22 protein-coding genes and 1 pseudogene are annotated in these 24202 nt (G+C 52.6%); 14 read left to right on the forward strand and 9 right to left on the reverse strand.

Annotation, left to right across the window (positions count from 1 at the left end):
- Positions 1 to 6 precede the first annotated feature (6 nt).
- A complete protein-coding gene (recQ, locus tag DB847_RS22040) occupies positions 7 to 1857 on the reverse strand; it encodes a DNA helicase RecQ (RefSeq protein WP_407644428.1) in 1851 nt (616 codons plus the stop codon).
- Between the two features lie 113 nt (positions 1858 to 1970).
- Between recQ and DB847_RS22045 the strand changes: the two genes are divergently transcribed.
- From DB847_RS22045 to DB847_RS22055, 3 genes and pseudogenes are all read left to right on the forward strand, one after another.
- Complete coding sequence (locus tag DB847_RS22045; RefSeq protein WP_159084795.1) at positions 1971 to 2567, forward strand: AbiTii domain-containing protein; 597 nt, start codon at positions 1971 to 1973, stop codon at positions 2565 to 2567.
- Between the two features lie 425 nt (positions 2568 to 2992).
- Positions 2993 to 4476: pseudogene (ptsG, locus tag DB847_RS22050) on the forward strand (PTS glucose transporter subunit IIBC).
- Positions 4477 to 4621: 145 nt separating this feature from the next.
- On the forward strand, positions 4622 to 5059 hold the full coding sequence (locus DB847_RS22055) for a putative signal transducing protein (RefSeq protein WP_108652601.1): 438 nt from the start codon (positions 4622 to 4624) through the stop codon (positions 5057 to 5059).
- On the opposite strand, the gene tcdA is transcribed toward DB847_RS22055, so the two are convergent.
- On the reverse strand, positions 5056 to 5850 hold the full coding sequence (gene tcdA, locus DB847_RS22060; protein WP_108652602.1) for a tRNA cyclic N6-threonylcarbamoyladenosine(37) synthase TcdA: 795 nt from the start codon (positions 5848 to 5850) through the stop codon (positions 5056 to 5058). The genes DB847_RS22055 and tcdA overlap by 4 nt on opposite strands.
- A 187-nt stretch (positions 5851 to 6037) precedes the next feature.
- Between tcdA and DB847_RS22065 the strand changes: the two genes are divergently transcribed.
- From DB847_RS22065 to DB847_RS22075, 3 genes are all read left to right on the forward strand, one after another.
- Positions 6038 to 6727, forward strand: a complete 690-nt coding sequence (locus DB847_RS22065) for an EAL domain-containing protein (protein ID WP_108652603.1) — start codon at positions 6038 to 6040, stop codon at positions 6725 to 6727.
- A 443-nt stretch (positions 6728 to 7170) separates the two neighbouring features.
- The gene (locus DB847_RS22070; RefSeq protein WP_108652604.1) at positions 7171 to 7383 is read left to right on the forward strand and encodes a hypothetical protein; all 213 of its coding nucleotides are present in this window, start codon (positions 7171 to 7173) and stop codon (positions 7381 to 7383) included.
- A 150-nt stretch (positions 7384 to 7533) separates the two neighbouring features.
- A complete protein-coding gene (locus DB847_RS22075) occupies positions 7534 to 8076 on the forward strand; it encodes a cupin domain-containing protein (protein ID WP_108652605.1) in 543 nt (180 codons plus the stop codon).
- Positions 8077 to 8290: 214 nt separating this feature from the next.
- Here DB847_RS22075 and DB847_RS22080 read toward each other — a convergent pair whose 3' ends face one another.
- From DB847_RS22080 to DB847_RS22090, 3 genes are all read right to left on the reverse strand, one after another.
- Entirely contained in the window at positions 8291 to 9175 is an 885-nt protein-coding gene (locus tag DB847_RS22080; protein WP_108649992.1) for an IS982 family transposase, read from the reverse strand.
- A gap of 467 nt (positions 9176 to 9642) precedes the next feature.
- Positions 9643 to 10701, reverse strand: coding sequence for a cell division protein FtsZ (gene ftsZ / locus DB847_RS22085; RefSeq protein WP_108652606.1), 1059 nt, complete (start codon positions 10699 to 10701; stop codon positions 9643 to 9645).
- Between the two features lie 98 nt (positions 10702 to 10799).
- The gene (locus DB847_RS22090; RefSeq protein WP_108652607.1) at positions 10800 to 11804 is read right to left on the reverse strand and encodes a helix-turn-helix transcriptional regulator; all 1005 of its coding nucleotides are present in this window, start codon (positions 11802 to 11804) and stop codon (positions 10800 to 10802) included.
- A gap of 347 nt (positions 11805 to 12151) precedes the next feature.
- Here DB847_RS22090 and DB847_RS22095 point away from each other — a divergent pair, with 347 nt between their 5' ends.
- Positions 12152 to 12919, forward strand: a complete 768-nt coding sequence (locus DB847_RS22095; protein WP_108652608.1) for a hypothetical protein — start codon at positions 12152 to 12154, stop codon at positions 12917 to 12919.
- The gene (locus tag DB847_RS22100) at positions 12910 to 13377 is read left to right on the forward strand and encodes a hypothetical protein (protein WP_108652609.1); all 468 of its coding nucleotides are present in this window, start codon (positions 12910 to 12912) and stop codon (positions 13375 to 13377) included. Before DB847_RS22095 ends, DB847_RS22100 begins: the two co-directional genes overlap by 10 nt.
- A 111-nt stretch (positions 13378 to 13488) precedes the next feature.
- Here the strand turns inward: DB847_RS22100 and DB847_RS22105 are convergent, their stop codons facing one another.
- Complete coding sequence (locus DB847_RS22105; RefSeq protein WP_159084796.1) at positions 13489 to 13671, reverse strand: hypothetical protein; 183 nt, start codon at positions 13669 to 13671, stop codon at positions 13489 to 13491.
- A 257-nt stretch (positions 13672 to 13928) separates the two neighbouring features.
- On the opposite strand from DB847_RS22105, the gene DB847_RS22110 reads away from it, so the two are divergent.
- From DB847_RS22110 to DB847_RS22120, 3 genes are all read left to right on the forward strand, one after another.
- Positions 13929 to 15785, forward strand: a complete 1857-nt coding sequence (locus DB847_RS22110; RefSeq protein ID WP_108652611.1) for a DEAD/DEAH box helicase — start codon at positions 13929 to 13931, stop codon at positions 15783 to 15785.
- A gap of 218 nt (positions 15786 to 16003) precedes the next feature.
- The gene (locus DB847_RS22115) at positions 16004 to 18118 is read left to right on the forward strand and encodes an AsmA family protein (protein WP_108652612.1); all 2115 of its coding nucleotides are present in this window, start codon (positions 16004 to 16006) and stop codon (positions 18116 to 18118) included.
- Positions 18093 to 18749, forward strand: coding sequence for a spermidine synthase (locus DB847_RS22120; RefSeq protein WP_108652613.1), 657 nt, complete (start codon positions 18093 to 18095; stop codon positions 18747 to 18749). The genes DB847_RS22115 and DB847_RS22120 overlap by 26 nt, the downstream gene beginning before the upstream one ends.
- Positions 18750 to 18926: 177 nt before the next feature.
- Here DB847_RS22120 and DB847_RS24600 read toward each other — a convergent pair whose 3' ends face one another.
- Positions 18927 to 19100: a hypothetical protein gene (locus tag DB847_RS24600; protein ID WP_159084797.1), complete on the reverse strand. Its 174-nt coding sequence runs from the start codon at positions 19098 to 19100 to the stop codon at positions 18927 to 18929.
- 198 nt (positions 19101 to 19298) lie between these two features.
- On the opposite strand from DB847_RS24600, the gene DB847_RS22125 reads away from it, so the two are divergent.
- Positions 19299 to 20099: a substrate-binding periplasmic protein gene (locus DB847_RS22125; RefSeq protein WP_108652614.1), complete on the forward strand. Its 801-nt coding sequence runs from the start codon at positions 19299 to 19301 to the stop codon at positions 20097 to 20099.
- Positions 20100 to 20250: 151 nt separating this feature from the next.
- Here the strand turns inward: DB847_RS22125 and DB847_RS22130 are convergent, their stop codons facing one another.
- A complete protein-coding gene (locus DB847_RS22130) occupies positions 20251 to 21669 on the reverse strand; it encodes an ATP-binding protein (RefSeq protein WP_108652615.1) in 1419 nt (472 codons plus the stop codon).
- Positions 21662 to 22378, reverse strand: coding sequence for a response regulator (locus tag DB847_RS22135; protein ID WP_108652616.1), 717 nt, complete (start codon positions 22376 to 22378; stop codon positions 21662 to 21664). Before DB847_RS22135 ends, DB847_RS22130 begins: the two co-directional genes overlap by 8 nt.
- Positions 22379 to 22624: 246 nt before the next feature.
- On the opposite strand from DB847_RS22135, the gene DB847_RS22140 reads away from it, so the two are divergent.
- Complete coding sequence (locus DB847_RS22140; RefSeq protein WP_108652617.1) at positions 22625 to 23041, forward strand: hypothetical protein; 417 nt, start codon at positions 22625 to 22627, stop codon at positions 23039 to 23041.
- 115 nt (positions 23042 to 23156) lie between these two features.
- On the forward strand, positions 23157 to 24194 hold the full coding sequence (locus DB847_RS22145; protein ID WP_108652618.1) for a metal-dependent hydrolase: 1038 nt from the start codon (positions 23157 to 23159) through the stop codon (positions 24192 to 24194).
- The last annotated feature ends 8 nt before the right edge of the window (positions 24195 to 24202 follow it).

The following is a 24202-nucleotide window of genomic DNA, read 5'->3' on the forward strand; positions in this document are numbered from 1 at the left end:
GATCCCCTATTCCACCGTCTGTTCGATAATCAGATCCAGGAAAGCTTCACCAAAGCGCTCCAGTTTACGCTGACCAACACCGCTGATCTGCAGCAACTCGGCCTCATTCATCGGCCGCTGCTTGGACATCTCGGCCAGGGTGGCATCGTTAAACACCACATAGGGAGGAACATCCTCTTCCTCGGCAATCTCACGACGTAACTTACGCAGCTGAACAAACAGCCGACGATCGCCCTCCTCCAACACATTCAAAGAGGAGCGGCCGCCACTCTTGCTGCGCACCATGCTACTCACCCTGGGCACCGCCAACTGCAGGCTCTTCTCACCACGCAACACAGGGCGTGCCTCCTGGGTCAGCTGTAACACCATGTGACGGGTGATGTTCTGCACTAAAAAGCCCTGATGGATCAACTGGCGAATGATGCTCACCCAGTATTCGTAGCTATGCTCGCGGCCAATACCAAAAGTACTGAGCTTATCATGGCCATGATCGCGTAATCGCTGGCTGAGAGAGCCCCGTAGCACCTCCACCACATACCCAGTCCCAAAGTTCTGGCCGACCCGGTAGACACAGGAGAGGGCTTTTTGGGCATCTGTGGTTCCGTCATAGCGCTTAGGTGGATCCAGGCAGATATCGCAATTGCCACAAGGCTGTTCGCGAAACTCACCAAAATAGTTGAGCAGAACCTGGCGCCGACAGGTTTGAGACTCGGCAAAAGCCACCATCGCATTGAGCTTGTGCTGCTCTATCTGCATCTGTTCGGGATTCCCCCCCTGCTCCAGCAGCAGGCGCACCCGATGCACATCAGCCGGGTCATAAAACAGCACCGCCTCGGCCGGCAAGCCATCCCGGCCACCCCGGCCCGTTTCCTGATAGTAAGATTCGATATTCTTCGGCAGATCAAAGTGCACCACAAACCGCACATTGGGCTTGTCGATCCCCATCCCAAAGGCCACGGTCGCTACCACGATCTCCAACTCATCACGCAAAAAACGCTCCTGAACCCGTTGGCGAATTTCGATCGGCAGCCCGGCATGGTAGGCATCCGCCTTGAATCCGGTTCGCTTGAGGCGCTCCGTCACCTCCTCGACCCGGCGCCGGCTGGTACAGTAGATGATGCCGCACTCATCTTTATGCTGATCCAGATAACTGAGTAGCTGGGCCGATGCCTTGATCTTCTCGATCAGGTTGTAACGGATGTTGGCGCGATCAAAGCTGGAGATTGAAACAAAGGGCTGCTCAAGATGCAGGTGGGTCAGGATCTCCTGACGGGTGGTAGCATCCGCGGTTGCTGTAAGAGCCACCACAGGCGCTGCCGGGAACCACTGCTTGAGAACCCCGAGCGCCCGGTACTCGGGGCGAAAGTCATGCCCCCACTGAGAGATACAGTGCGCCTCGTCCACAGCGATCAGGGCGATCGGCAGCTCCGACAGGCGACACAGGAAGTCATACTGGGTAAGCCGTTCCGGTGCAACATAGAGGAGCTTTAGCTCTCCACGCGCCATCTTAGAGAAGATGGCACCGATCTCCTCTCCGGTCAGGGATGAGTTTATATAGTCCGCCGAAACACCATTGGCCTTGAGAGAGTCAACCTGATCCTTCATCAAAGAGATCAGTGGAGAGACCACAATCCCCAGGCCATCGCGCATCATTGCCGGGATCTGGTAGCAGATCGATTTGCCCCCGCCGGTGGGCTTGATCACCAGGCCATCGCGTCCGCGGATCAGATCCTCAATGATCGCCTGCTGTCCTTCACGAAACGAGTGGTAGCCGAATACATCCTGCAATATCTGTTGCATCTGCTCGCCGGGGGGTGCAGGAGTGGATGAATCACTACAGGTTAATGCATTTAACATGATGGTTCCGTTGAAGGTAAAAAGAGGTCGCAGTTGCCAGTCCCATGATCAGGGGCAATATTTTGACAAAAAACAGGGGATGTTGGCCATCGGAACAGGTGTTTTTTGTTTAATTGAGCAATAATTATACAGGGATGGTGGATTTTAACTTTCCAGGGAGCTCCGGAGGATTCACTCATGGCTGTCGTTGCTATCAAGCCCCCCAAGGATTAGCGGAACAACTGCACGAACTATTTCGCTGCCCCTTCAGCGCCGAGATGCGTCACTGGCTTGAAAAAGAACTCTATGGATACCAAAAAGGGGAGCACCTTCCCTGGTACCGGGTGATCCCCTGCCGTCAGCGCGGCTTGTTTCTACACCCGGCAACCAATCGCCAGCAAACCCGTCCGATTCGTGACTCAGCCCTCAACCAGCGAACCCTGGCAGAGATCAAATATCTGTACGCACACCAAGCTCTGGATCAATACCTGAGCCACCACTTCCCTCATGTGGAGCCCTGGCCCGAGGAGATCCGCTTAGAGTATCAGGAGGAGCTGATCCCGGGCTATATCTGCCTCAATGCATGGAAAGAGCCGATTGGTTCAATTGAATCAACCCTTCAGGAGGGGATCGAGCGAATGCTCAAAGAGTACCTTCCCTCAATGTCACGAGAGATGGATGACTGCGGTCAGTCTCTCAAGGTGATCCATCACAGGCACTGGCAGATCTGAAGGACAACTCAAAGATTTTACCAACTTCAGGCTGATGAACTCGAAGGGAGATGAGCTTACTTCAGCGCGGCAACCCTGCCCATCAAATGTAACAAAATGTTACATCTCGTATCCTACCTAAGGTAGTTGTCAGTCTTTATAACACTATGAAACCTAAAGTTCGGCAGACTTGGACTAGAATGAATAAAGCTGTGACAAATGCGCACGCAATGCATTGATTATCAATGAATTTTGTTTTGTGATCCACTCCTATATTTCAGGCTAAACCTACCGGTAATACTACGCATTTTTCCTTCAAGTGAACTATATTCCAGTCGCTGACTAATTTTTAGCAATACTGAACTTAATCTGAACAAACTCCCATTTTGCCCAGTGGCTGGAGTTGAAGCTGTTTGGAATTTAACCCCAAGAAGGAAACTGAAGTTATGATGAAAAAAGCTTTCTCATCATTACAGAAAGTAGGTAAATCCTTGATGTTACCTGTTTCTGTCTTGCCGGTAGCAGGTATCCTGCTCGGTGTGGGGGCTGCCAAGCTTAGCTGGCTGCCAGCATTTGTCTCGGAGATCATGCAAAATGCCGGAGGCGCCGTCTTTGAGAACATGGCCCTCATCTTTGCGATCGGTGTGGCTCTGGGCTTTACCAATAACGACGGGGTCGCGGGCCTTGCCGCGAGTGTAAGCTATGTGATCATGACCAAGACCATGGCGGTTGTCGCCCCGCGATTGTGCCTCTGGTCACCAGCATTGATCCGAATGCACCCCACTATATGGATATAGTAAAGCAGATCTCCGATACCGGGGTACTGGGGGGGATAATCTCCGGTGGCCTCGCCGCCTACATGTTTAACCGCTTCTACCGCATTCAGCTGCCAGATTACCTGGGCTTTTTTGCGGGCAAGCGTTTTGTCCCGATCATCACCGGCCTGTGTGCGATTATCGTAGCTATCATTCTGACCTTCATCTGGCCTCCTATCGGTGCCGGGATTAAGGAGTTTTCTAACTGGGCGGCGGTTCAGAATCCGGTTCTGGCCTTTGGTATCTATGGCTTTGTAGAGCGCCTGTTGATCCCCTTTGGTCTGCACCATATCTGGAACGTTCCCTTCTTCTTCCAGGCGGGAACCTGTACCAATGCTGCCAGCGAAGTACAGCACGGTATTCTGACCTGTTACCTGGTCGCCGATGATGCCTCACGCACCGCAGCCAACAGCTATTTCGGCCAGCTGGCGGGTGGTTATATGTTCAAGATGTTCGGTCTGCCGGCGGCAGCCATCGCGATCTGGCACTCGGCTAAACCGGAGAATAAAGCCAAGGTTGCAGGTATCATGCTGTCCGCGGCCCTGACCTCCTTCCTGACCGGGATCACCGAACCAATTGAATTCTCATTCATGTTCGTAGCACCCGTGCTCTACTTTATCCATGCATTGCTGGCAGGTTCAGCCTATATGGTCACCAACATGCTGGGCATGGTGCACGGTACCTCCTTCTCTCACGGTCTGATCGACTTTATCGTACTGTCGGCACACTCGCACAAACTGCTCTTGTTCCCAATCGTGGGGCTCTGCTATGCGGCTGCTTACTACATCATCTTCCGCGTGGCTATCCGGGTCATGGATCTCAAGACCCCGGGTCGTGAAGATGAAGATGAGGTTGCTGAGGCTCTTGAAGAGATCGACGATATGGCGAAAGAGCTGGTCACGGCGTTTGGTGGTAAAGATAACATCGACAGCCTCGACGCCTGTATCACCCGTCTGCGGGTTGGGGTGAAAAACCCGGAAGCTGTGGATAAAGATCGCCTCAAGGAGCTCGGAGCTGCCGGTGTGGTAACCGCAGGTAACGGGATCCAGGCTATCTTTGGTACCAAGTCTGATAATCTCAAGACAGATATGGATGCCTACATGCGTAACAACTAATCCCTGGGATTAGACCCATCGACAAGCCGCCCTGTGGGGCGGCTTTTTTGTACCGCTACAAGCCGTTTTAATGAAACCTTATCGGCAAAGGACGGGTCTACTGTTAGATGAGATACATAAAGCAGCGCGTAAAGGGAGAAGCCGTATGACAGATCAGTGGGTGGTGGTTGGCCGTTTTTCATTTCCTTTGGATGCCCAGATCGCCAAAGGAGCTCTGGAGGCCGAGGGGATCGATGCCTTTATCGCTGATGAGCATACCATCAATATGCAGTGGCTCTACTCGGATGCCATGGGGGGGGTTCGCCTGATGACACATCCAGACCAGGCCGAGCAGGCGAGGAATCTTCTACGCGAAGACCACAGCGAAGCCGTCGAGGAACTGGCCGGCCCCGGAGACTACCTGCGCTGCCCCTATTGTGACAGCTCAGATATAGAGCCCTATACCCTGGGCAAGAAACCCGCTTTCCTAGTCTTTATCCTACTTGGTTTCCCGCTGTTCTTTTACCAACCGGGGATCCGCTGTCGCCAGTGCCACAGGATTACCAGCCTCAAGGAGTATAAAGCGCTCCAGGGCAAGGACTAGTTTCTCTGCTCGGCCCGCTCCCTGATCCGCTCTAAGACCCGGGAGACAGCCACAAATGCAAAACTTGCCGTCACCACGGTGGCAGAGCCAAAGCCGGAGGCACAATCCATCTTCATGGTGCCATCACTCATCGACTTTTGAAGACAGACCCCGCCACTGCCATCCGGGTAGGTAAGCTGCTCGGTGGAAAAAACACAGTCGATGGAAAATTTCCGCTTTGGATTCTTGGTAAAATTGTAGTGGCGTCGCAGGTCCGAACGCACCTTGGCCAGCAGGGGATCCTGATAGCTTCGGGCCAGGTCGCCACGCTGGATCTGAGTCGGATCCATCTGCCCCCCAGCCCCACCAATGGTGATTGCCCTGATCTTGTTTCGCTTACAGTAGGCGAGCAGAGCCGCCTTAACCTGTACCGAGTCGATAGCATCGATCACGTAATCAAAACCGGTCACTATGTACTGTGCAAGGTTTTCCTTACTGAGAAAGTCATCGATTACTTCAACCTTGCAAGCCGGATTGATCTGCCGGATCCGCTCAGCCATCACCTCACACTTGGGCTTTCCTATACTGGGCTGGAGCGCATGGATTTGCCGGTTAATATTGGTGGTACAGATATCATCCATATCGATGAGGGTAATTGCACCAATCCCGGAGCGTGCCAGCGCCTCAGCCGCCCAGGATCCAACCCCGCCAATCCCGATCACACAAACGTGGGAATTTGCAAAGGCCTCAACGGCCCGGGTGCCATAGAGCCGGGCAATTCCACCGAATCGATGCTGATAATCTGTATCCATTTTTGACCTCATATAAAAATGAGCGGGAATTATAGCAGCCTGCTCCCCATTAAAAAGACGCAGGTCAAAAAAACATCAGAGCGATTTCGATATCCACCACCAGGACTGGTAAATATCCCTACTTTGAATTAGATTTCGAGTAGATGCCTTTTGAACCAAATGGGCTCAAATGATGCCAGGAGTGTGAATGAAGAGCTTGCCTCCCATACTCAATCGCGAGCAGATCTACTTTGTCGCCTCACCCATAGAGACGATCGAAGGAGTTGTGTTTGCCCATGAGATTTTACTTCGCTACAAGCACTTTTCCGGGGCAGAAGCCCTGCTACGGGTAGTCCGTCACCTGGAACTACAGGCCGAGCTGGATCTGGATGTACTCGCTCTTCTGGAAGAAACACTGCGCGGTGAAGAGTTACACGGCTCCTGGAACCTCAACCTGTTCAGCCACTCCCTGTATAATTCACACCTAATTGCTACACTTGAGCAATTCCCTACCCGTCTTGGCATCTCTCTTGACGAGCTCATCTTAGATCTCATCGATCTGGAGAAACAGCGAGAGGTGAATCAATTCGGGGATGTGATGACTGCACTCAAAGAGCGGGGGATCCGCTTTGCCCTCCCGGCTGATGATGAGTACCGCTTCCTTCTGAGTAAACTGCCGGTGGATATCCTGAAACTCGATATAAACAAGACCCCGGATCCTGAAGAGTGGCGTCGCTGGAAGGGGTTTGCTTTTCGCAATGATCTTAAGATCATCGCGCAGCGAGTTGAGACCGAAGAGCAGTTTAAAGAGCTACAGAAGCTGCAGGTCGACTATGTTCAGGGCTACTACATCGGCAAGCCCAAAAAACTCTCTCTGTTTGAAGTCCAATCTTATTAGCGTCTGTTCCCCTTAGATCTGTTATCAGACAAACGTTAAAGGGTGTCGCCTCAGCTCTGTGATGTTCAGTTTTGATTCATCAAGCAGGTGTTAATTGTATGGCCATTGATGAACAGAGCTTTGATGCAGGAGCATGTCTGGAGCCGATCTCACAAGTTTTGCAATCGTTTTCAAAAAATGAACTTTAATTGATCACGATCACGACTTTATCTGACAGATCTGACGGATAATCACCGAACGGGATATCCCCAGTGAACAGGAGGTTCAATTGCCAGACACACATCTATTGCATTCAGCCAAATTATTCAACTGAACAGTCGATTCTGTTCGCTTTTGTTCACACTTTTTATCTATACTGGACGAGCTGTGGGTGCATCAATAATAGACATCACGGCTTACGACACTAGAGACCACGAGGGATGACAGCATATGGAGGGCCAATCGTGAGCAAGCAACTATACCTAACCGAGATCAACAGCTCGCAACTTTTTGATGAATATCTGCACAAGCTAGGAGCTCAAATGCCCCATGTCGCTAAAAGAGGGCAGTCCTGGGAACACAGAAGTGGAGATCGTGTACTGGCACAGGTTCGCTGTGAAGAAGAGGGTAACCCTCGCTACTTCATCCGCGCCTCCAGTATCTGCTCCAACCACTAATATCCACAGAAATTCTTGTAACCTAAAAAGGCTCCCATGCGATATTGGAGCCTTTTTTGTAAACGGTTTCAGGACTTGACTATAAAAAACCTCCTTGTCTGGCAATTCCCGGTATAAAATCATCAGCGTCTGCTACTACAGGGAAAGCTCATGGATATAGGTTACAAATTAAAGCACCTGAGACAAAAGGCACAACTGTCCCAGCGTGAACTGGCAAAGCGGGCCGGGGTCACTAATGGCTTCATCTCCCAGCTTGAGAATAACCAACTGAGTCCCTCTATCGCCTCCCTGAAAAAAGTACTGGATGGATTTCCGATCTCCCTGGCTGACTTTTTCACAGAAAATGATGAGACATCCGCCAATGTGGTGTTCCGGGCCAGTGAGATGCCGGATCTCGGATCCGGAGATATTCAGTACCTGCTGGTTGGACATGGCAAGACGCCACGAGCTATCGGCATGCTCAAGGAGGTGATGCAACCCGGTGCAGATACCGGCCCCGAGATGCTGACCCATGGGGGTGAGGAGTGTGGAATTGTGATTGAGGGGTGTCTCGAACTAAGTGTGGATCAGGAGAGTTACCGATTAGATCCGGGAGATGGCTACTACTTTGACAGCCGACGTCCCCACAGATTCCGTAATATCGGCTCAGATGTTTGTGTGTTGATCAGCGCCAACACACCACCAAGCTTCTGATTCAGCCAAGCGCTATTATGATTTGCAGCTCCGCTGCGATTAGCAATCCACAGGATAACAATAGAAACTGATTGGACCTGCGGTCAGCCGATTTGTGCCGATGGCACAACTGTCCGGCCGCGGACTACGGGTCAGGGGACTGCTCACCCAGTCCCCCTAACAACCCCGAGGGTGCCCCCTGATTCGCGTCTCTCCTCAAAATAGCTTGTTAACCTCAGATCTGCATAAGCGCTTCCTTTTCAAGCCGAGACATTCGGATGCTCGGCTTCTTTTCCTGGAAGGTATATGCAATGAGGCCAGCAAGGAGATTCACCATAAAGCTGACGCAGCTACGATGCCGTGAGTGTTCTATCTGAGAGATGTTCTTCAGCTGATCAAAGACGGTTTCAATGATGAAGCGTTTGCGAAGCATCAGCTTATCCCATAGCCGCATCAACTTTGGTTTCATATTCTTCCTGATGCTGGTAATTAATGTGACCCCTTGGTCTGCCAGCTCTTCTGCAAGTGGTCCTGAAATATAGCCTTTATCTCCATAGAGTGAACCCCAGAGCTGCTCGCACATTTCAGGAAGAGGAGTTCTGTCATCAACATTGGCTGGGGTTAATTTGACCGAGATAACACCACCTTGATCATTGATAATAAGGTGCAATTTAAATCCATAAAACCACCCCATGGTTCCTTTGCCACGCTTGGCTGCACCTTCAAATACTTGATGCCGAGGGATGCGAAGGTTATGGCAAACCTGAAGTTTTGTTGAGTCGACGAATGCAATCCCAGTAGGTTTTGCTTGTCTGTGGGTGAGATAGGAGCACAAAGGGATCAGGGTCGCTTGCATCAATTTCAACATCCGACTGTAACTCACCAGGCCGGGGAACTCACTTTTCCAGTACTTACAGACAAACTGAAGATAATAGGATTTAAAGTCTCGGAAGCCCAAGCGATGAAATGCGATGACGATGGTCATCACTTCACTGACAGCCAGGCGAGAAGGTCTGTTCCGCTGCTTCACACCTAAGGAGATCTGCTGTTTTTGCCAAGCGGGTAGAAAGACCTGACAGAAATCATCGACATCAACGAAAATAGCTTCTAAATTGATCATGCCCAAGCTCCTTGGCGATTGATGGTTCTGGACAAACGATCAGATCGCAGCTTGGGCTTTTAGTTCCCCTCTTATGCGCAGCTCAGGTTTGTTATTCGGGGTGTCAGGCAAACGGGATATCCCTATCCCGGCAGCCTTCTCACGACATCCTGTCGTTCGACCCCAAATACTTGCACTATTTATCGGTGCGAGTCAAAGGGGGGATACTTCCCCGTAAGCAAGCGCCGAGGCGAATGCAGAGGATAGTAGTTTTCTTTTCGAGCCAGGGATGGCGAGCTGCGTAGCTCGATTTAGGGAAAATCGCGCGGAGCGAGCCTTTGGTTACTTTGAGCGATACCAAAGTAACTCGACCGCCGGGCGAATACGGCAGTATAGCGAAGCCATAAACATCTGTCCGAAGGATGATAAACATCCCCGCTATCCGCGACCGGACACCTATACCGCTGGCACAAAAAACTCAGGATAGCTTAGGTAATATATTCCCGGGGAAGAATGCCCGGAATTTCCTGGTGAACCTCCGCGGCTCCGGCTACGGGCTCATCACTGATCCCGGTAATGATAATGCTCACCTGAATACGATCTCCCATCTCGGGATCAAGACTCAAACCAGAGACCAGCATAGCTTCCTCTCCAACCATCTCCTGAAGCATATCCCCGGCCATCTGATACTCGAGCAGCCCAATATCCTCTCCGCCGACAATATTAAGCAGGATCCCCTGGGCACGGCTAAGATCAAGGCGTTCAAGCAGAGGGTTTGCCAGTGCCTGCTCCATCGCCTCGCGGGTGCGATCCTTTCCCGATGCCATCCCCACCCCGATCGCCGCCTTACCGCGCTGGCGCAGGATGGTATTCACATCTGCAAAATCGATATTGATGAAACCACTTTGGGAGATGATAGCAGCCAAACCGGAGACCGCATTCTGGATCACCATGCTACTGGCGGAAAAGGCTTCAATCAGAGGTGTTTTGCCTCCCAATACTTTGAGCAGATAATCGTTGGGAAGTATCAGAAGAGCATCTACCTCCTGCTCAAGCAGTTCGATTCCGGCCTGGGCCGAAGCTTCACGCTTCTTCCCCTCGAAGGCGAACGGACGGGTTACCAGTGCGACTGTCAGAACACCCCTGGCCCGGGCTTCACGGGCGATAATGGGCGCGGCACCAGTACCTGTTCCTCCCCCCATACCCGCGGCAAGAAAACAGAGATCTGCACCATCAAGCATCTGCTCAATTTCAGCGAGACTCTCTTCGGCCGCCTCGGCACCAATCTCAGGAATCGCTCCGGCGCCCAGACCCCGGGTTAAAGATTTACCCAGCTGAATCGAGGTGACCGAGCTTTGCTGCAGCGCTTTAAGATCCGTGTTCAGGGCGTAAACCTGGATCCCCGACTTTGACTCTGCACTGCGGTTGAAGTGATTGACTATGTTTCCGCCACAACCGCCGACACCGATAACCCGGATATCGATGCCATGAGACGGCAGCTCCTGCTCAGCCAGGGTAAAGAGAAAGGGCTCCTGAGTCGAGGTCATTACAGCTCCTGCCCAATGGGCTTATCCAATAATAATTAAGGCTCTGCTGAGGCTTCAAATTTGGAAACCTCAGCAGAACCTAGCCCAAATGGGGCAATTTAAGCGATATTAACCTCTTTTACCAAAGAGTGTGAGTCATCCTGATGAGTTTTTCTCAATGCTGCGGGTGAAACCACTTCAACCCACTTTGACATCTCCCCCAGCCAGCGACGAAACTCAGGGCTATCCTGAACATCGGTTTCAATCAGCATACTTTGGCGATCACACAGGCTTAGTCGCTGATTACGACCCGGGATCTTCATGGCATCCACATGCTGGCGGTTACTGGTTTGCAGGCGTCCCACAAAGCGGAAGGTATCATCCCCCTCCAGATAGGCACGCTCTTTGAGCAGCTTCTGCATATTAAAGCGTGGTGGAATCGAGATAGAGCGAGTCAGGATCTCGATATTTCGCAGATTATTGAACGGGATCCCGTACACCTTGGGATCCAGCTCAGAAACAGTACACAGCAGGACAGGTCCTTCCGGCTGGTAGATCACACCGAGAGGATTGAGCTGGTCATAGCGAAGCCACATTACCTGCTCCTTGATGACGCGTTTAACCTCAGCACGGAAACGTCGGCCACGCCACAGAGAATCAAGGATAGTTGAACAGTGACGGGTATTGGATGAACCGGCCTGATCGACGGTACAAGCCACATGCTCGACCCAACGCTGCGCCGATTCACTCTGGGAGTCGCTGATGACCTGGTTGGCCTTATCCAGCACAGGAGTGATCTCAGTCATGATACTTGATGGGATCAGGTGAGGCGCCTGCTCACTCCAGCTACGCAGGGCAACGGCCAGCGACAATGGCATAAAGTTGGCGAAATCATTGAGTCCATTTCGCTCAAAGCACCAACCATGAGGCTTGCTGCGCTCATCAGAGGTCAGATCAAACAGCCCCATACCCGACATCTCCTCGAGATCCCGCTGTATGGTTCTCAAACTAACTCGGATCCCCTCCTCCTCCATCTTCTCTTTCAGCTGACGAGCTGTGACTTTATATGGACGGTAAGGGATACAACGCGCAAGTGTTAACTGTCTTACCAACTTCTTACTCATGACAAAGCCCTTAGGTTTGGATCGCTAGAGATTATATCCTAACCACAGGTTACGACAACTTTTGTCGCAACTTTTCTCGCAAGCAGTGTCGCAAAAAGCAGACATTTCAAGTTTTTTACATATAACTCAATCACTTAAAATTCTGTGCTTATTATGATAAATCACAGTTATTTTTCGATATGCCGGGTTTTCAGCTGATTAAAGCCAAGAATGCGACAAATTTGAATGTCGCATCGTCGATGCGCTCCGCAAGCAGATAATCCACCCGCACACCCGCTCGTTTAGGGCGAGACAAAAGATAGCGTTGTATAGTTAAACTACAAAACTATTTGTGAAGAGCAGTCTCCATGAGCGGCCTTTTACCTGATCCAGATCCGACACGCATCACCGAAGAGGCCCGTCAGGCTGAGCAGAAGATCTGTCAGCGCTTTCGCCATTATCTGATCGGACAAAAGCATCAGCTTGCTGCAGATGAACTTGATGACGGCCTGGCCCTGAACGAGATAGAAGATCAGGAGCAGGTTGAGCAGGAGCAGCAGGAGAGCGAGGAGCGGATCCTGCTTGATGTAGAAAAAGCGAGAGTCGCCAGAGAGGAGGCACAGAAACAGCAGCGCGAGAAGGAGGTGAAAGCCGCCAGCAACCTGATTCATCACAAGCTTAATGAATTGATCATCCACTCCTTCCACGACCATCACAGGCTGCTACGCAGCACCCTGCGTCTGGATACATCGGCTCTGGACCTGCTTGCTCTGATTGCCGAACCCTTCCCCCGACTGTCGGTACTCGCCTCCGTCGTCGAGGTGAACCAGGAGATCCGTCGGCGGATCCTCTACCTGGTGGCAAACCAAAGGTTCATGAAGCAGCTGGGACACTCCCCCAGGCAAAGTAACAGCCTGCAAACGGCGATGGGCCTCATCGGCATCGAGGTACTCAAGCTAATCATCCCGGCGATGCTGTTTAAATACAGGATCCGCATGTACAGCTCCAACACGCCACAGATGGGCCCCAAGCTATGGCGCTACCTGCTCACCACGGGTCAAAGTGTCAGCTTCCTGCTAAAAGAGGGGGTTACCGACGTCCCAGTGAAGGATTCCTGCTGGGCGCCATGTCGCTGATGGGGATCCTGTGCTGCCACCACAAGTTTGTGTTCGGCTTTGACGAAACCAAGCAGAACTGCCTGATCGATGCCCGGGAGCAGGGTAAAAAGAAGCTTCATGATGCACTCTATGAGGTCAAGCCGAATCCAGCGCTCATGATCTCCCTGATGGATAAACATGAGCTATCCCTGAGTGCCAGGCTTGCACAAAGTGGCTTCGATAAAAAATTTCCTCATCTGGTCAACGCCCTGGAGGAGGAGAGCAATCAAACACCATTTGCTGAGCGTCACTTGCTGGGACAGTCCCTGTATCAGGCCCTGCGCTTTTCACGCTTTGAGCAGCTGCGTAGCGCCAAACTTTTTGCCAAGCCTGAGCTGGAGCTCTATCTCAAGGCTTCCTGCCTTCCTATTCCACTATTCCACAAACTATTTAATGCTCACCTGTTCCGAATTGATTACCAACAGTTTAAGCAATAAAAAAGCGCCCTCGGCAAAGGGCGCTATGAGAAACATCATGACTGCAATATTAAAAGAAGAGTCGACTTCTACCACTTACAGCTAGTGGTCACTGGATAGAGATAGAAAGAGTTATCCGTGCTGAGCATTCTCCCGCGCGTAAGCCATCGCATTTTCGATCACCCACTCAGTTTCAGCCACAGCAACTTCCTGAGGGCTCATCTGCCACTCTGCAGGAACAGAAAGCTTATGAGCACGGCAAGCACGGTAGATCTGTTTTTTGATTGCCACGATCAGCCAATTGCTCTCAGACATCATTAAAGCTCCTCGCCGATTAAAAAACGAGCACATCATAGATCGAATGACTCCCTTGGTCAATTATTGTTCGGCAAGAACTTGATGCAACACCGGATGTAATACTTTTAGACACAGCTCAAAAATAAAATTGAAAAAACCTCTGGATTTTCCTCTTAAATCACGTATGATCCGGCCTCTTTCAGTTGTGAACAAAAAACATCCACTCCTGATTCTTAGCACATCCTATTCACTATCTATCCTCGGGTATCTTAAATATGTCAGATGATTTTGCTGGTACGACTGATTTTCAGCAACTCGGTTTACCGGATTTCCTGCTGCAGTCTCTACAACAGCTTGGTTACCATACCCCATCGCCGATTCAGGCAAAAAGTATTCCTCACCTGCTTGAAGGAAGGGATATCCTGGGTCAGGCTCAGACTGGTACCGGCAAAACAGCAGCATTCTCTCTGCCGATGCTGGCTCGACTGGAGATGGATAGTGGAAGCCGCTTGCCCCAGGCATTGATCCTGGCCCCAACCCGCGAGCTGGCTATTCAGGTTGCAGAATCGATCAAGACCTATGCCCGCAACATGCCTGGTGTTGAGGTCGCTGCCATCTATGGTGGCCAGGACTATCGCACCCAGCTTCGGGCGCTACGCCAGGGTGTTCAGATCGTGGTCGGTACCCCGGGACGGATCATGGATCACCTGCGCCGTAACACCCTGGATCTCAGCGAGCTCAAGCTATTGGTTCTGGATGAAGCGGATGAGATGCTGCGGATGGGCTTCATCGAAGATGTAGAGTGGATCCTGCAGCATGTTCCCGAGGAGCGTCAGACCGCTCTGTTCTCTGCGACCATGCCTCCGGTGATTCGCCGCATCACTAATAACTACCTGCGCAATCCGCAGGAGGTCACGGTCAAGATGAAGACCGGTGTGGCTGATACCATCAAGCAGAGCTACTGGCTGGTACGTCAATCTCAGAAGAAAGAGGCGCTGCTGCGGATCATTGAGCTTGAGCCTATCGATGCGGCAATCATCTTTGTTCGTACCCGTAGTGGGACCACAGAGATCGCCGAGGCCCTTGAAGCGCAAGGCTACAATGCTGCCGCCCTTAATGGTGACATGCAACAGCAACAGCGTGAGCAGACAATCGATCGTCTCAAGCGAGGCAAGCTGGATATAGTCGTGGCAACCGATGTTGCAGCTCGCGGCCTGGATGTTGAGCGTATCACTCACGTATTTAACTATGATATTCCTTACGATACAGAGGCTTACGTTCATCGTATCGGCCGTACCGGTCGTGCCGGCCGTGAAGGTAAGGCACTGCTGCTGGTCACTCCGGGCGAGAAGCGGATGCTGCGTAATATCGAGCGCGCGACCCGTCAGAGTCTTAACCAGGAAGAGCTGCCGACTGTCTCTGCGATCAACGAGCACCGCGTTGAGCGCCTCAAGAGCCGCCTGTCTGCGGTGATTGAGGAGCAGGATCTGCACTTCTTCCATGACCTGCTGAGCCAATATCAGAAAGACAACAATCTGGACCCGATCCAGGTCGCCGCAGCGATGGCGGTTCTGCACTTTGGTAAGAAGCCGCTGCTACTGGATCCAAACCGTGACAAGCTGGCTCCTGTCCACGAGCGTCGTGGTGAGCGCGAGCGCGGTGATCGTCGTGACCGCCGCGAGCGTGGCGAGCGTGGCGAGCGTGGAGGTGAGCGTCGTCCACGTCGTGAGATGGGCGCCGTTGAGTCAGGCATGAAGCGCTATCGTGTTGATGTCGGACGCGATCACGGGGTGAAGCCCTCGAACCTGGTGGGTGCGATCGCTAATGAAGGGGGCATCGACAGCAGCTTCATCGGTCGGATCAACATCTTCAATGACTTCAGTGTCATCGATCTGCCCGAGGGGATGCCAAGTGAAGTGGAGTCTACCCTGCGTAAGACCCGGGTCTCCGGCCAGCCGCTGAACCTGGCTCAGTTCCATGGTGAGATGCCTGAGCAGAAGCAGCATGCCCGCCGCCGTCCAAACCATCGTGGAAACGATCGTCGCAACACAGGTGGTGGCCACAGGGACCGCAGCTCCGGGAACCGTCGCCCGAATCGTGGTGAGCGCTCAGAGAACCGTAGCCGGGACTAGTTGTCGCGACGCCTCTTAAAAGCGTCTTCGAACCACATGAAAACCCATCTTCCCTGAAGATGGGTTTTTTGTTGCGCCTGTCACCAGGGCTCAAGCTCTCTGTGAGTCATATCTCGCCGATTTATCACCTCAGCTGGCATTTCAGGTTGGCTTCAAAATAGGAAACATCAACAGAGCCTAGTATCATTAGATCATTTAGATCAGGGAGATCCAGCTTCATGAGGCGGCTGTTCGTCTATCTACTCTATACCCTCGCGGCACTGATCCTACTGCTCATCGCAGGCAGTCACCTGTTTCACGGCGCCCTGCTCAAGAAACCCCTCGAGTCTTTGCTGAGCCAGCGTAGTGGCTATCAGGTAACGATTCAAAACATGGATTACCGCCTGATGCATCCCTATACCCTGCTATTGCAGGGAGTTTCGGTGAAATCCGGGGATAAGGCTCTCTTTTCAAGCCAGAGTCTCTACCTGAGCGTCGCATCCCTTGATCCATGGCATAGACAGTACCAGATCGCCCAGCTCAGCATGCAGCACCCCAGGTTCAATAGCGAGCTGCTGCCCGGTCTACAAAAAGCCCTGCACAACAGCCGGATAAGTTTTGATGAGATCTCTATCGAGCAGGGAGTGCTGCAGACCCGGAACTGGCTGGTCAACGGTCTTTCACTGGAGCTGAATCAGCTTCAATTGACTGATAAACCTTCCCAAATCCAATATCGCGGACAGCTAAGCGCAAGCTCGGTGACCACCCGGGGCGCGGTGTTCACCAACCTTTTTGCTGAGCTGAGTCAGCAGCAGGGAAAGCTCACATTGGAGCCCTTTGAGCTCAACTACCGCCAGGGCAGTATCTCTGGTGAACTCAACTATGATTTAGCCAGCCAAGACGCCAGAATTCAGGGCCTCAGCATAGATGGAGCTCGCCTGGAGATATCCAGCCAGCAATCCCTGACCTTGCCAAAGATCCCACGGCTTCACTCTTTGAGCTGTGATGGCCTGCGGATCAAAGATTTAAGCCTCAGCTCTTACAAACGCGCCCTGCCCCTGACCATCAATCAGCTCTCCATGGCCACTGGTCCCCTGACTTTGATTGAACAGGGGCAATGGCTGGACTGGCAGCAACAAAAGCTGACCTTTGATGCTTCGGCCAGCGAACTCCACTGGGGCTTACTGGATACAGACAAACCTAAGCTAAAGGGTGAGTACGACCGGGATAAGCTTTCAATTTCGGCCTCGGGTGAGGCATTCAAGGGAAACTATCAACTCGAGTTCAATACCACCCCGGCCACAGCGATGGCCCCCGGGAAGATCCGGATCCGTAACCTGCGGCTGGATAACATGGAGCTCCCCCTGAGCCGCAGCTGGTTCGACAGCGGGCAGGCCTGGCTCAAGCAGGCTGATGATTACTCGGTCGAGCTCAATAAAATCAACTTTAATCAGCTTCGCCTGCTCTCCTACGACAGCCGCTACCCGCTGTCTGTCAAAGGACTGAACCTGCACCTCAATGATTTCGCTTTAGATCCTTCCAGCACACTGATGTTTAAACCCCTGGCCAGCAGCTCGTACCTGCATACAGACTGGCTGGAGTTGGTTTACGGCGGGATCTGGACCCGACAGGGGCAGCTGGATATGCGCCTGAGCCAGCAACAACTACAGCTGCTTAAGCTCAATTCGACACTGCCAAACGGCTCATTCACGGCCGAGGCCTCCATCAATCTTGACAGCCCCACCCTCGAGGGACAGCTGGCACTTCAGGGGAAGCAGGTTGATCTTGGCCAACTCAGTGGATTTGGCCGCAACTTCTCTCCGTTGGAGGGGAAGGTGGATCTCAAGGCCGATCTTAGTGGCAGTTTTGCCAATCAAAAGCAGCTACTCGATACGCTCTCCGGCACCCTGACCCTCCATGGCTCCCCACTGTTTCTGCAGCGCCTGAAACTTTCACCCTGGCTTGATGGCATGCGCTCGAAGCATCCGGTAAAACCCGCGCAGCTCTACCGGCAGCTGCTGGAAGGGGCGCCTCCCACGGGTAATAGCCTGTTCGCCACTGCCCTGCCAAGATTCAACCTTTACCTGATAGCCAAGCAGGGCGATCTGACCATCAATTCCAGTTTTGCCACCCTTGAGCAGCAGCTGAGGCTAACGGGTCACTATCTGCTGCCGTCCCAGAGCTATCAAAACCTTAAGCTGCAACTGGTCAACGAGCAGGGCTGCCTCGCAGCAGGACAGCTGCTTAATGGACCGGTGAGCGCCCCTCACTACGATATGCTGAGCAATCAACAGAGTTACTGTCACCCACAATCGACGAGCCAACACAATGAAAAACAGAAGAAAAGCCCCTGATCTTGGTGAAGGATCGCTCATTTATCTCAATGAAGCATCCCAGTTTGGGCGGCTTGAGGTATGGGAGAGCCCAAAACATCGCTGGCTACAACTCGATGGTGTCACTCAGACCATTCAGGACAGGCAGCAACCCTGGAAGCTGCCCTTTCCACATCAGAAGCTGATTGCCAGGCAGCTCGATGGATTAAAAATCAACAGGATATTGGAGTTTGGACTGGGCGGTGGGAGCTTTGCTCACTATTTCAGGCATTACTGGCCCGGGGTTGAGCATTTGTGCATTGAGCAGGACCCACGGATTATCCAGTGCTTCGGTGAGTTCTTTGATCAAGGAACGAAGCTGTCTATCCAGCAGGAGGAGGCCGCTCAATTTGTGGAGCACTATCAGGGAGAGCCCTTTGATCTGATCTTGCTGGATATCTATGACCCTCATGACCAGGGACAACTTCAGTGGCCGGAGCGGTTGCTCGATAAACTCAGCGCCATGAGTCACTCCAAGCTCTTTATCAACTGCCCGGATCCATCAGCGATTAAGATGGGTAAACTCACACGAATTCTCAAACAGCAGTGGTCCCAGGTGAAGACGGAGCGGGTTCAGGGATTTTGTAATAAGCTAATTTTCGCCAGCAGATAATTTCGATTTATCACCCTGGCTATCAGATAAAATCTTCTTATTAACTTATGCTGACTGTTTCCCCAGGTATGAGTCGGGGTATATAAGGACAGTAGTCAGGTGAGCAGAATCTTCAGGCCTTAAAAAAGCGAGGGTCTCACCTCGCTTTTTTAACTGAGCCCGATGGAGTTACTGAGGTCAAATCAGGCGTGGGTTTGCCTGGCTGATATTGTAGCCACTGAAGCGCAATGCCATGGAGCGCTTCACTTTAAACTGGTTACCCTTGCTCTGCTCGGTATGCTTATGCAGGTTTACGACGCGCTTTGCTTTGTTGCTATCGATCTTTGTTGCGATGTAAGTAGTGATTTCCATGAGTTATTCCCCCCTCGTTCTCGATAGCTCAAAATATACGCGCAAGGGTCAGCTGACACAATGGAGAATTTTTTCAATTTCGGATTAGTTAATCTAATCAAACTTCGAGTGCAATGATAAACCGCCAGGAGAGCATTTCCCGGGGAGGGAGCCGGGGCTGCTACACTTGAAAAATAATCTCTCCGCAGAGAGTTTTCTATGCTTCGCACTCTGTTTTCTGCCAGGCTCGCAATCCGGCTATTGTGTTGGCGTCATCTCACCCTACTGGCTACCTCAGGTATCTGTTTGCTCTATAGCTGTATCGGCCAGGCTAAATCCCTGACACTGGCAACCAGTTTCTCTATTCCCCCTTATATCCTGCGCCAGAGTGACTCAGGGGTGCAGCTGGAGATCGTCCGGGAGGCCCTTGCCCAGCATGGCCATGAAATAGAAAATATCATTTATGCTTCCAACAAACGGGTACAGCGGCTGTTGTCCCTCAAGCTGGTCGATATGATCATCAACGCGCCCCCCGGCATTGAAAAGGCTTTTTACAGTGACAACATCATCGATTATCAAAACGTTGCCATCACCCTCAAATCGGCCGGGATAAAGCTCGAACATATAGATGACCTGGCCCGGTTCCGGGTGGTCGCCTTTCAGAACGCCAGGCAATTTTTTGGGAAAAAATTTGCCAAAATGGCAGAAGAGAATAAAAAATACTCGGAGGTGATCAACCAGGTCGTCCAGGTTGACCAGCTATACCGGGGAGTTGCCGATGTGGCGATCAGTGATAAGTGGATCTTCCTTTACTACCGCAAGCAGCTCAGCCACAAAATGGCTCTGCAACAACCCCTCACTTTTCATCCGATCTTTCCCGATTCAGCGCGTCCGGCGGCATTTTATCAGGAAGCACTGAGGAACGACTTTAATCTGGGCTTAGAAAAGCTAAGAAGCTCCGGGCGCTACCAGGAGCTTCTTGAGAGCTACAGCCGCCGCTATGGGTTGGACTTTAAGTAATAACCACTCAAAAAATCAGCCGGGCCGAGCTAACTTAATCCAAGCTGGTCGATCATGTCAGAGGATTTGGCCCCTATGGCCTTGCTCATCCAAAAAGTGGCCTGGGATATCCATCACATCTACTAGCTCATGAGTGAACAGGAAGGCCCAATCATAGCGGGATCCGGACCTCTCCAATCAGTCCCTGCTCAGGATGATTCTTCAGGATAAGCTCTCCCCCCTGCTGGTGCACCAGGGTCTTGGCAATCGACAGTCCCAGGCCGACATGGCCATCCTCTATGTTGCGTGCCGCATCGAGCCGGACAAAAGGCTTAAACACCTCCTGGAGCTGTGACTCAGGGATCCCGGGGCCAAAGTCGCGCACCTGGATCACCAGGGAGCCGGCTTCGGTCTGTAATCCCACCTCGACCCGCTCACCATATTTGATGCCGTTGCTGATGAGATTTTGCAAGATCCGCCGCAGTGCCATGGGACGACACTGGATCACCGGTCTCTCATCGAGCCGATAGCTGACATCACTTCCGGTTTCCGAGTAATCGTCACACAGGCTCTCTATCAGGGAGGTGACATCCACCCCGCGCAGCGGCTCCTTCTCATTCTCCTCCCGGGCAAAGCTCAGGGAGGCATTGAGCATCCTCTCCATCATCGCCAGGGTCTGCAAAGATTTCTCTTTGTCATCCCCGTCGGGCATAAACTCCATCCGCAACCTCAGGCTGGTCAGGGGGGTACGCAAGTCATGGGAAATGGCAGCCAGCATCCGGGTTCGATCATTGACGAAGCGCTCCAGCCGGTCCTGCATCCGGTTAAAAGCCGAGATCATATCCCGCACCTCTCTGGGCCCCTGTGCCTCCAGGGGCTTACCGGACTCTCCCCGGCCAAACTGATCGGCCTGTAGTGCCAGCCGTTTCATCGGTGAGATGGTGCGCCTGAGCAACACAATAACCAGCAGGGTCACCAGCAACATCACCAGCAGCAGGCCAAAGGTTGCTTTAATTGACCAGGGTGGAGGAACCGGATCATCCATGGAGCGGAACAGCAGCCAGTTACCGGTCGGCAGCTCAATGCCTCCTCTGAAGCGAACCTTGAGACGCGGTGGTGGCGGCGGATATTGGCCTGATTTACGTTTGCCCCACATCATCTGCTGATGATGCCAGGGACCGGGGCCATCATCGGCCCGGTCCGGATCATCACCGGGACCCACCCGGGTAACCTCACCCCATACCCGGATCTGTAGCCCCTCGTCATAACCCAGGCTCTTGCGAAGTCGCCGCTCGATTCCCCTGTTTTGCTCACCCAGAAACTCGGGAGCCTTATTGCCAAACCCCAGCTGCAGGGTCTCACTGCGACTGGCCTTTAGGATCTCCCCATACAGGGTGACCGGTGAGTACTGCAGCAAACGAACTACGGAGGCTACCCGTCCAACCGCATTGCGACTGTTGATGTAGCCAACGGCCTCCTGGCGATCCCAGTGGTAGATCACCAGATTAACCAGCTGCATCAACAACAGCCCCGCCAGGGCCGCGATGATAATCTGCCCGGTCAGGCTCTGAGGCAGGACCCGCTTAATCATGAATCACCTCAGCGGCAAACAGGTAGCCTCCCCCCCAGATTGTTTTAATGATCTGCGGGTTCTTGGCATCCAACTCCAGTTTACGACGCAGCCGGCTCACCAGGGTATCAATTGAGCGATCAAAGACCTGGGCCTCGCGGCCCCTGGCCATATCCAGCAGTTGATCGCGACTGAGCACCCGCTGAGGGCGTTCGATAAACACTTTGAGCAGATCAAACTCTGCGGTACTCAGACTCAGTACCACTCCGGTTTCATCCAGTAGCTCACGACGGCTCAGATCCAGGGTCCAGCGTTCAAACTTACAGGTTGCCGCTTCGATCTCAACAGCCTCCTGGCGCGTCGAGGTCCGCCGCAAGACCGCCTTCATTCGAGCGAGCAACTCCCTGGGATTAAAAGGCTTGGGCAGGTAGTCGTCGGCTCCCATCTCCAGACCAATGATCCGATCGGTCTCCTCTCCCATGGCGGTCAACATGATGATGGGTGTCTCAGAGCTTGCCCTGAGCTCACGACACAGGGTCAGGCCATCATCACCAGGCAACATCAGATCAAGGACGATCAACTCAAATTCATGTCCGGCAACCAGTTTACGCATCTCACGTCCGTCCCGGGCACAGCTGACCCGGTAACCATGTTGCTCCAAAAAACGCTTGAGTAGTTCACGGATCTCCAGATGGTCATCAACCACCAGCACATGGGGTAAAGTTGTCATGTTGGTCCTTAATCTTGCTTTGTTATCACCAGTATATCGTCAGCCATCAGCCAAGTTGTGACAAATTATGCCAGATCTCACCCTTGACAAGAGTTGTCACAATAAATCCTCCATTTGGCACAAAAATGTCACATTTGCCTGCTGTAATTCAATCATCGACAGGGCGCAACATGATTTCAACCATCGACAGCATCGCCTGGTCTGATAGCAGATTCAAATTAGATAACCGGCTCAATGGAGGCTGATATGAAGAAGATGACTAAAACCCTGGTAGCAACCGCCTTTGTGATTGGACTGCCTCTGTCTGTCTATGCAGCCACCAATCAGAGCGATGACCCGACTCCACCTCCACCTGCGGTTCAGCAGCTGGATAATGCCTGCCCCGGCTCTATGATGGGTCAGCGAGGGCCGATGATGCACCATGGTAAATGGAAAAAGGGTGAGCAGGGTCCACGTCAGGGCATGAAGCGCATGGATCCAGTGGCTTACCAGAAGCATCTGGAGCGTAAACTGAGTCAGATCAAAGACCCGCAGCTCAAGCAGGCCTACCTGAAGATCGAGAAGCAGAAACTCACTCAGGCAGAGCAGCAGCTCAAGGCTCGCGAGCAGATCCAGCTGCAAAAAATCGAATTGATGAAGCAGATCCTCGCCAAGCAAGCTTAATCCCCCCAAGCCCACCTTAACGGTGGGCTTTTTTATCCCTATACTGAACATCATCGACTCTTTATCGGGTCATCTAGGTAATCTGATCTTCGGGCCCTCAAACAGGGAGCTATGAATGGATTCGATCACTCAGGCCGCCTTGGGTGCAAGTGTCGGCGGACTGGTACTGGGAAAAAGATACGGCTGCAGGGCCTTGCTCTGGGGCGCGGTGCTGGGGACCCTGCCGGATCTGGATGTGCTGATCCGTTACGCCAATGCGGTCGCCAACTACACCAATCACCGCGGGTTCAGTCACTCACTTTTCATTTTAAGCCTGTTGTCGCTGCTGCTTGCTCCCCTGATCGATCGCTGGAAAAAACCTGAGTGTGGAGCCCTGAGACTGTGGCTGTTTATCTGGCTCTGTCTCATCACCCACCCCTTGCTGGATCTCTTTACCGCCTACGGCACCCAGATCTTTTGGCCACTGCCTGTGGGCCCACTATCGCTCTCCGCCATCTCAATTATCGACCCCCTGTTTACCCTGCCGCTACTATTGGCTGTAGGCTGTTTTGTGGTGATAAAAAAATCCAGGCCCCGGGCTCTGCCTATCGGTCTTGGGATCGCCTGCTGCTACCTGGCGGCCACAGTGATCTTTAAGCAGATCGTGGAGCACAAAGCGCGAACCGCATTTGCCAATAAGGCCCCTATCGAATCACTCTTCTCGACCCCGACCCTGTTCAACTCACTGCTGTGGCACCTGGTGATCAGGACACCGGACTCTATCTGTGTCGCGGACAGCTCCTGGCTAAATCGGATCCCGCTGCGCCACCTTAAATGCTGGCCTACCCTGGACCAGACCGGCCTCCCTGTACTGCCACAGCTGGAGCGGTTGCGTTGGTTTAGCCATGATCTGTTGCGCCTGGAGATCACTGATAACAAACTCATTGCTACAGATCTCAGGCTCGGCGGGCTGGGTTTCTATCCATTTCGCTTTGTACTCGCCCAAGAGGATTCACAGGGGCAGTGGCATGGGATCACCAGCATTCGCCATCCCCTGGCTCCGGACACCAGACCGGCTCTGGTTGGCCTGGTCATGAAACAGCTCTCGGCACTGAGGCAGCCCTACCTGATTGCACCGGCCAAGGCAGAGACTTCAGACACCCCAGGCCAATAATCCCGCTC

Origin of the sequence: Dongshaea marina, assembly GCF_003072645.1 — a bacterium.
In the GTDB taxonomy this organism is placed as follows: Bacteria; Pseudomonadota; Gammaproteobacteria; order Enterobacterales; family Aeromonadaceae; genus Dongshaea; species Dongshaea marina.

Excerpts from the sequence above, each read along its gene's own strand:
- recQ (WP_407644428.1), bottom strand. The coding sequence starts at position 1,857 with ATGTTAAATGCATTAACCTGTAGTGATTCATCCACTCCTGCACCCCCC.
- DB847_RS22055 (WP_108652601.1), top strand. The coding sequence starts at position 4,622 with ATGACAGATCAGTGGGTGGTGGTTGGCCGTTTTTCATTTCCTTTGGAT.
- tcdA (WP_108652602.1), bottom strand. The coding sequence starts at position 5,850 with ATGGATACAGATTATCAGCATCGATTCGGTGGAATTGCCCGGCTCTAT.
- DB847_RS22065 (WP_108652603.1), top strand. The coding sequence starts at position 6,038 with ATGAAGAGCTTGCCTCCCATACTCAATCGCGAGCAGATCTACTTTGTC.
- DB847_RS22075 (WP_108652605.1), top strand. The coding sequence starts at position 7,534 with ATGGATATAGGTTACAAATTAAAGCACCTGAGACAAAAGGCACAACTG.
- DB847_RS22080 (WP_108649992.1), bottom strand. The coding sequence starts at position 9,175 with ATGATCAATTTAGAAGCTATTTTCGTTGATGTCGATGATTTCTGTCAG.
- ftsZ (WP_108652606.1), bottom strand. The coding sequence starts at position 10,701 with ATGACCTCGACTCAGGAGCCCTTTCTCTTTACCCTGGCTGAGCAGGAG.
- DB847_RS22090 (WP_108652607.1), bottom strand. The coding sequence starts at position 11,804 with ATGAGTAAGAAGTTGGTAAGACAGTTAACACTTGCGCGTTGTATCCCT.
- DB847_RS22095 (WP_108652608.1), top strand. The coding sequence starts at position 12,152 with ATGAGCGGCCTTTTACCTGATCCAGATCCGACACGCATCACCGAAGAG.
- DB847_RS22100 (WP_108652609.1), top strand. The coding sequence starts at position 12,910 with ATGTCGCTGATGGGGATCCTGTGCTGCCACCACAAGTTTGTGTTCGGC.
- DB847_RS22105 (WP_159084796.1), bottom strand. The coding sequence starts at position 13,671 with ATGTCTGAGAGCAATTGGCTGATCGTGGCAATCAAAAAACAGATCTAC.
- DB847_RS22110 (WP_108652611.1), top strand. The coding sequence starts at position 13,929 with ATGTCAGATGATTTTGCTGGTACGACTGATTTTCAGCAACTCGGTTTA.
- DB847_RS22115 (WP_108652612.1), top strand. The coding sequence starts at position 16,004 with ATGAGGCGGCTGTTCGTCTATCTACTCTATACCCTCGCGGCACTGATC.
- DB847_RS22120 (WP_108652613.1), top strand. The coding sequence starts at position 18,093 with ATGAAAAACAGAAGAAAAGCCCCTGATCTTGGTGAAGGATCGCTCATT.
- DB847_RS24600 (WP_159084797.1), bottom strand. The coding sequence starts at position 19,100 with ATGGAAATCACTACTTACATCGCAACAAAGATCGATAGCAACAAAGCA.
- DB847_RS22125 (WP_108652614.1), top strand. The coding sequence starts at position 19,299 with ATGCTTCGCACTCTGTTTTCTGCCAGGCTCGCAATCCGGCTATTGTGT.
- DB847_RS22130 (WP_108652615.1), bottom strand. The coding sequence starts at position 21,669 with ATGATTAAGCGGGTCCTGCCTCAGAGCCTGACCGGGCAGATTATCATC.
- DB847_RS22135 (WP_108652616.1), bottom strand. The coding sequence starts at position 22,378 with ATGACAACTTTACCCCATGTGCTGGTGGTTGATGACCATCTGGAGATC.
- DB847_RS22140 (WP_108652617.1), top strand. The coding sequence starts at position 22,625 with ATGAAGAAGATGACTAAAACCCTGGTAGCAACCGCCTTTGTGATTGGA.
- DB847_RS22145 (WP_108652618.1), top strand. The coding sequence starts at position 23,157 with ATGGATTCGATCACTCAGGCCGCCTTGGGTGCAAGTGTCGGCGGACTG.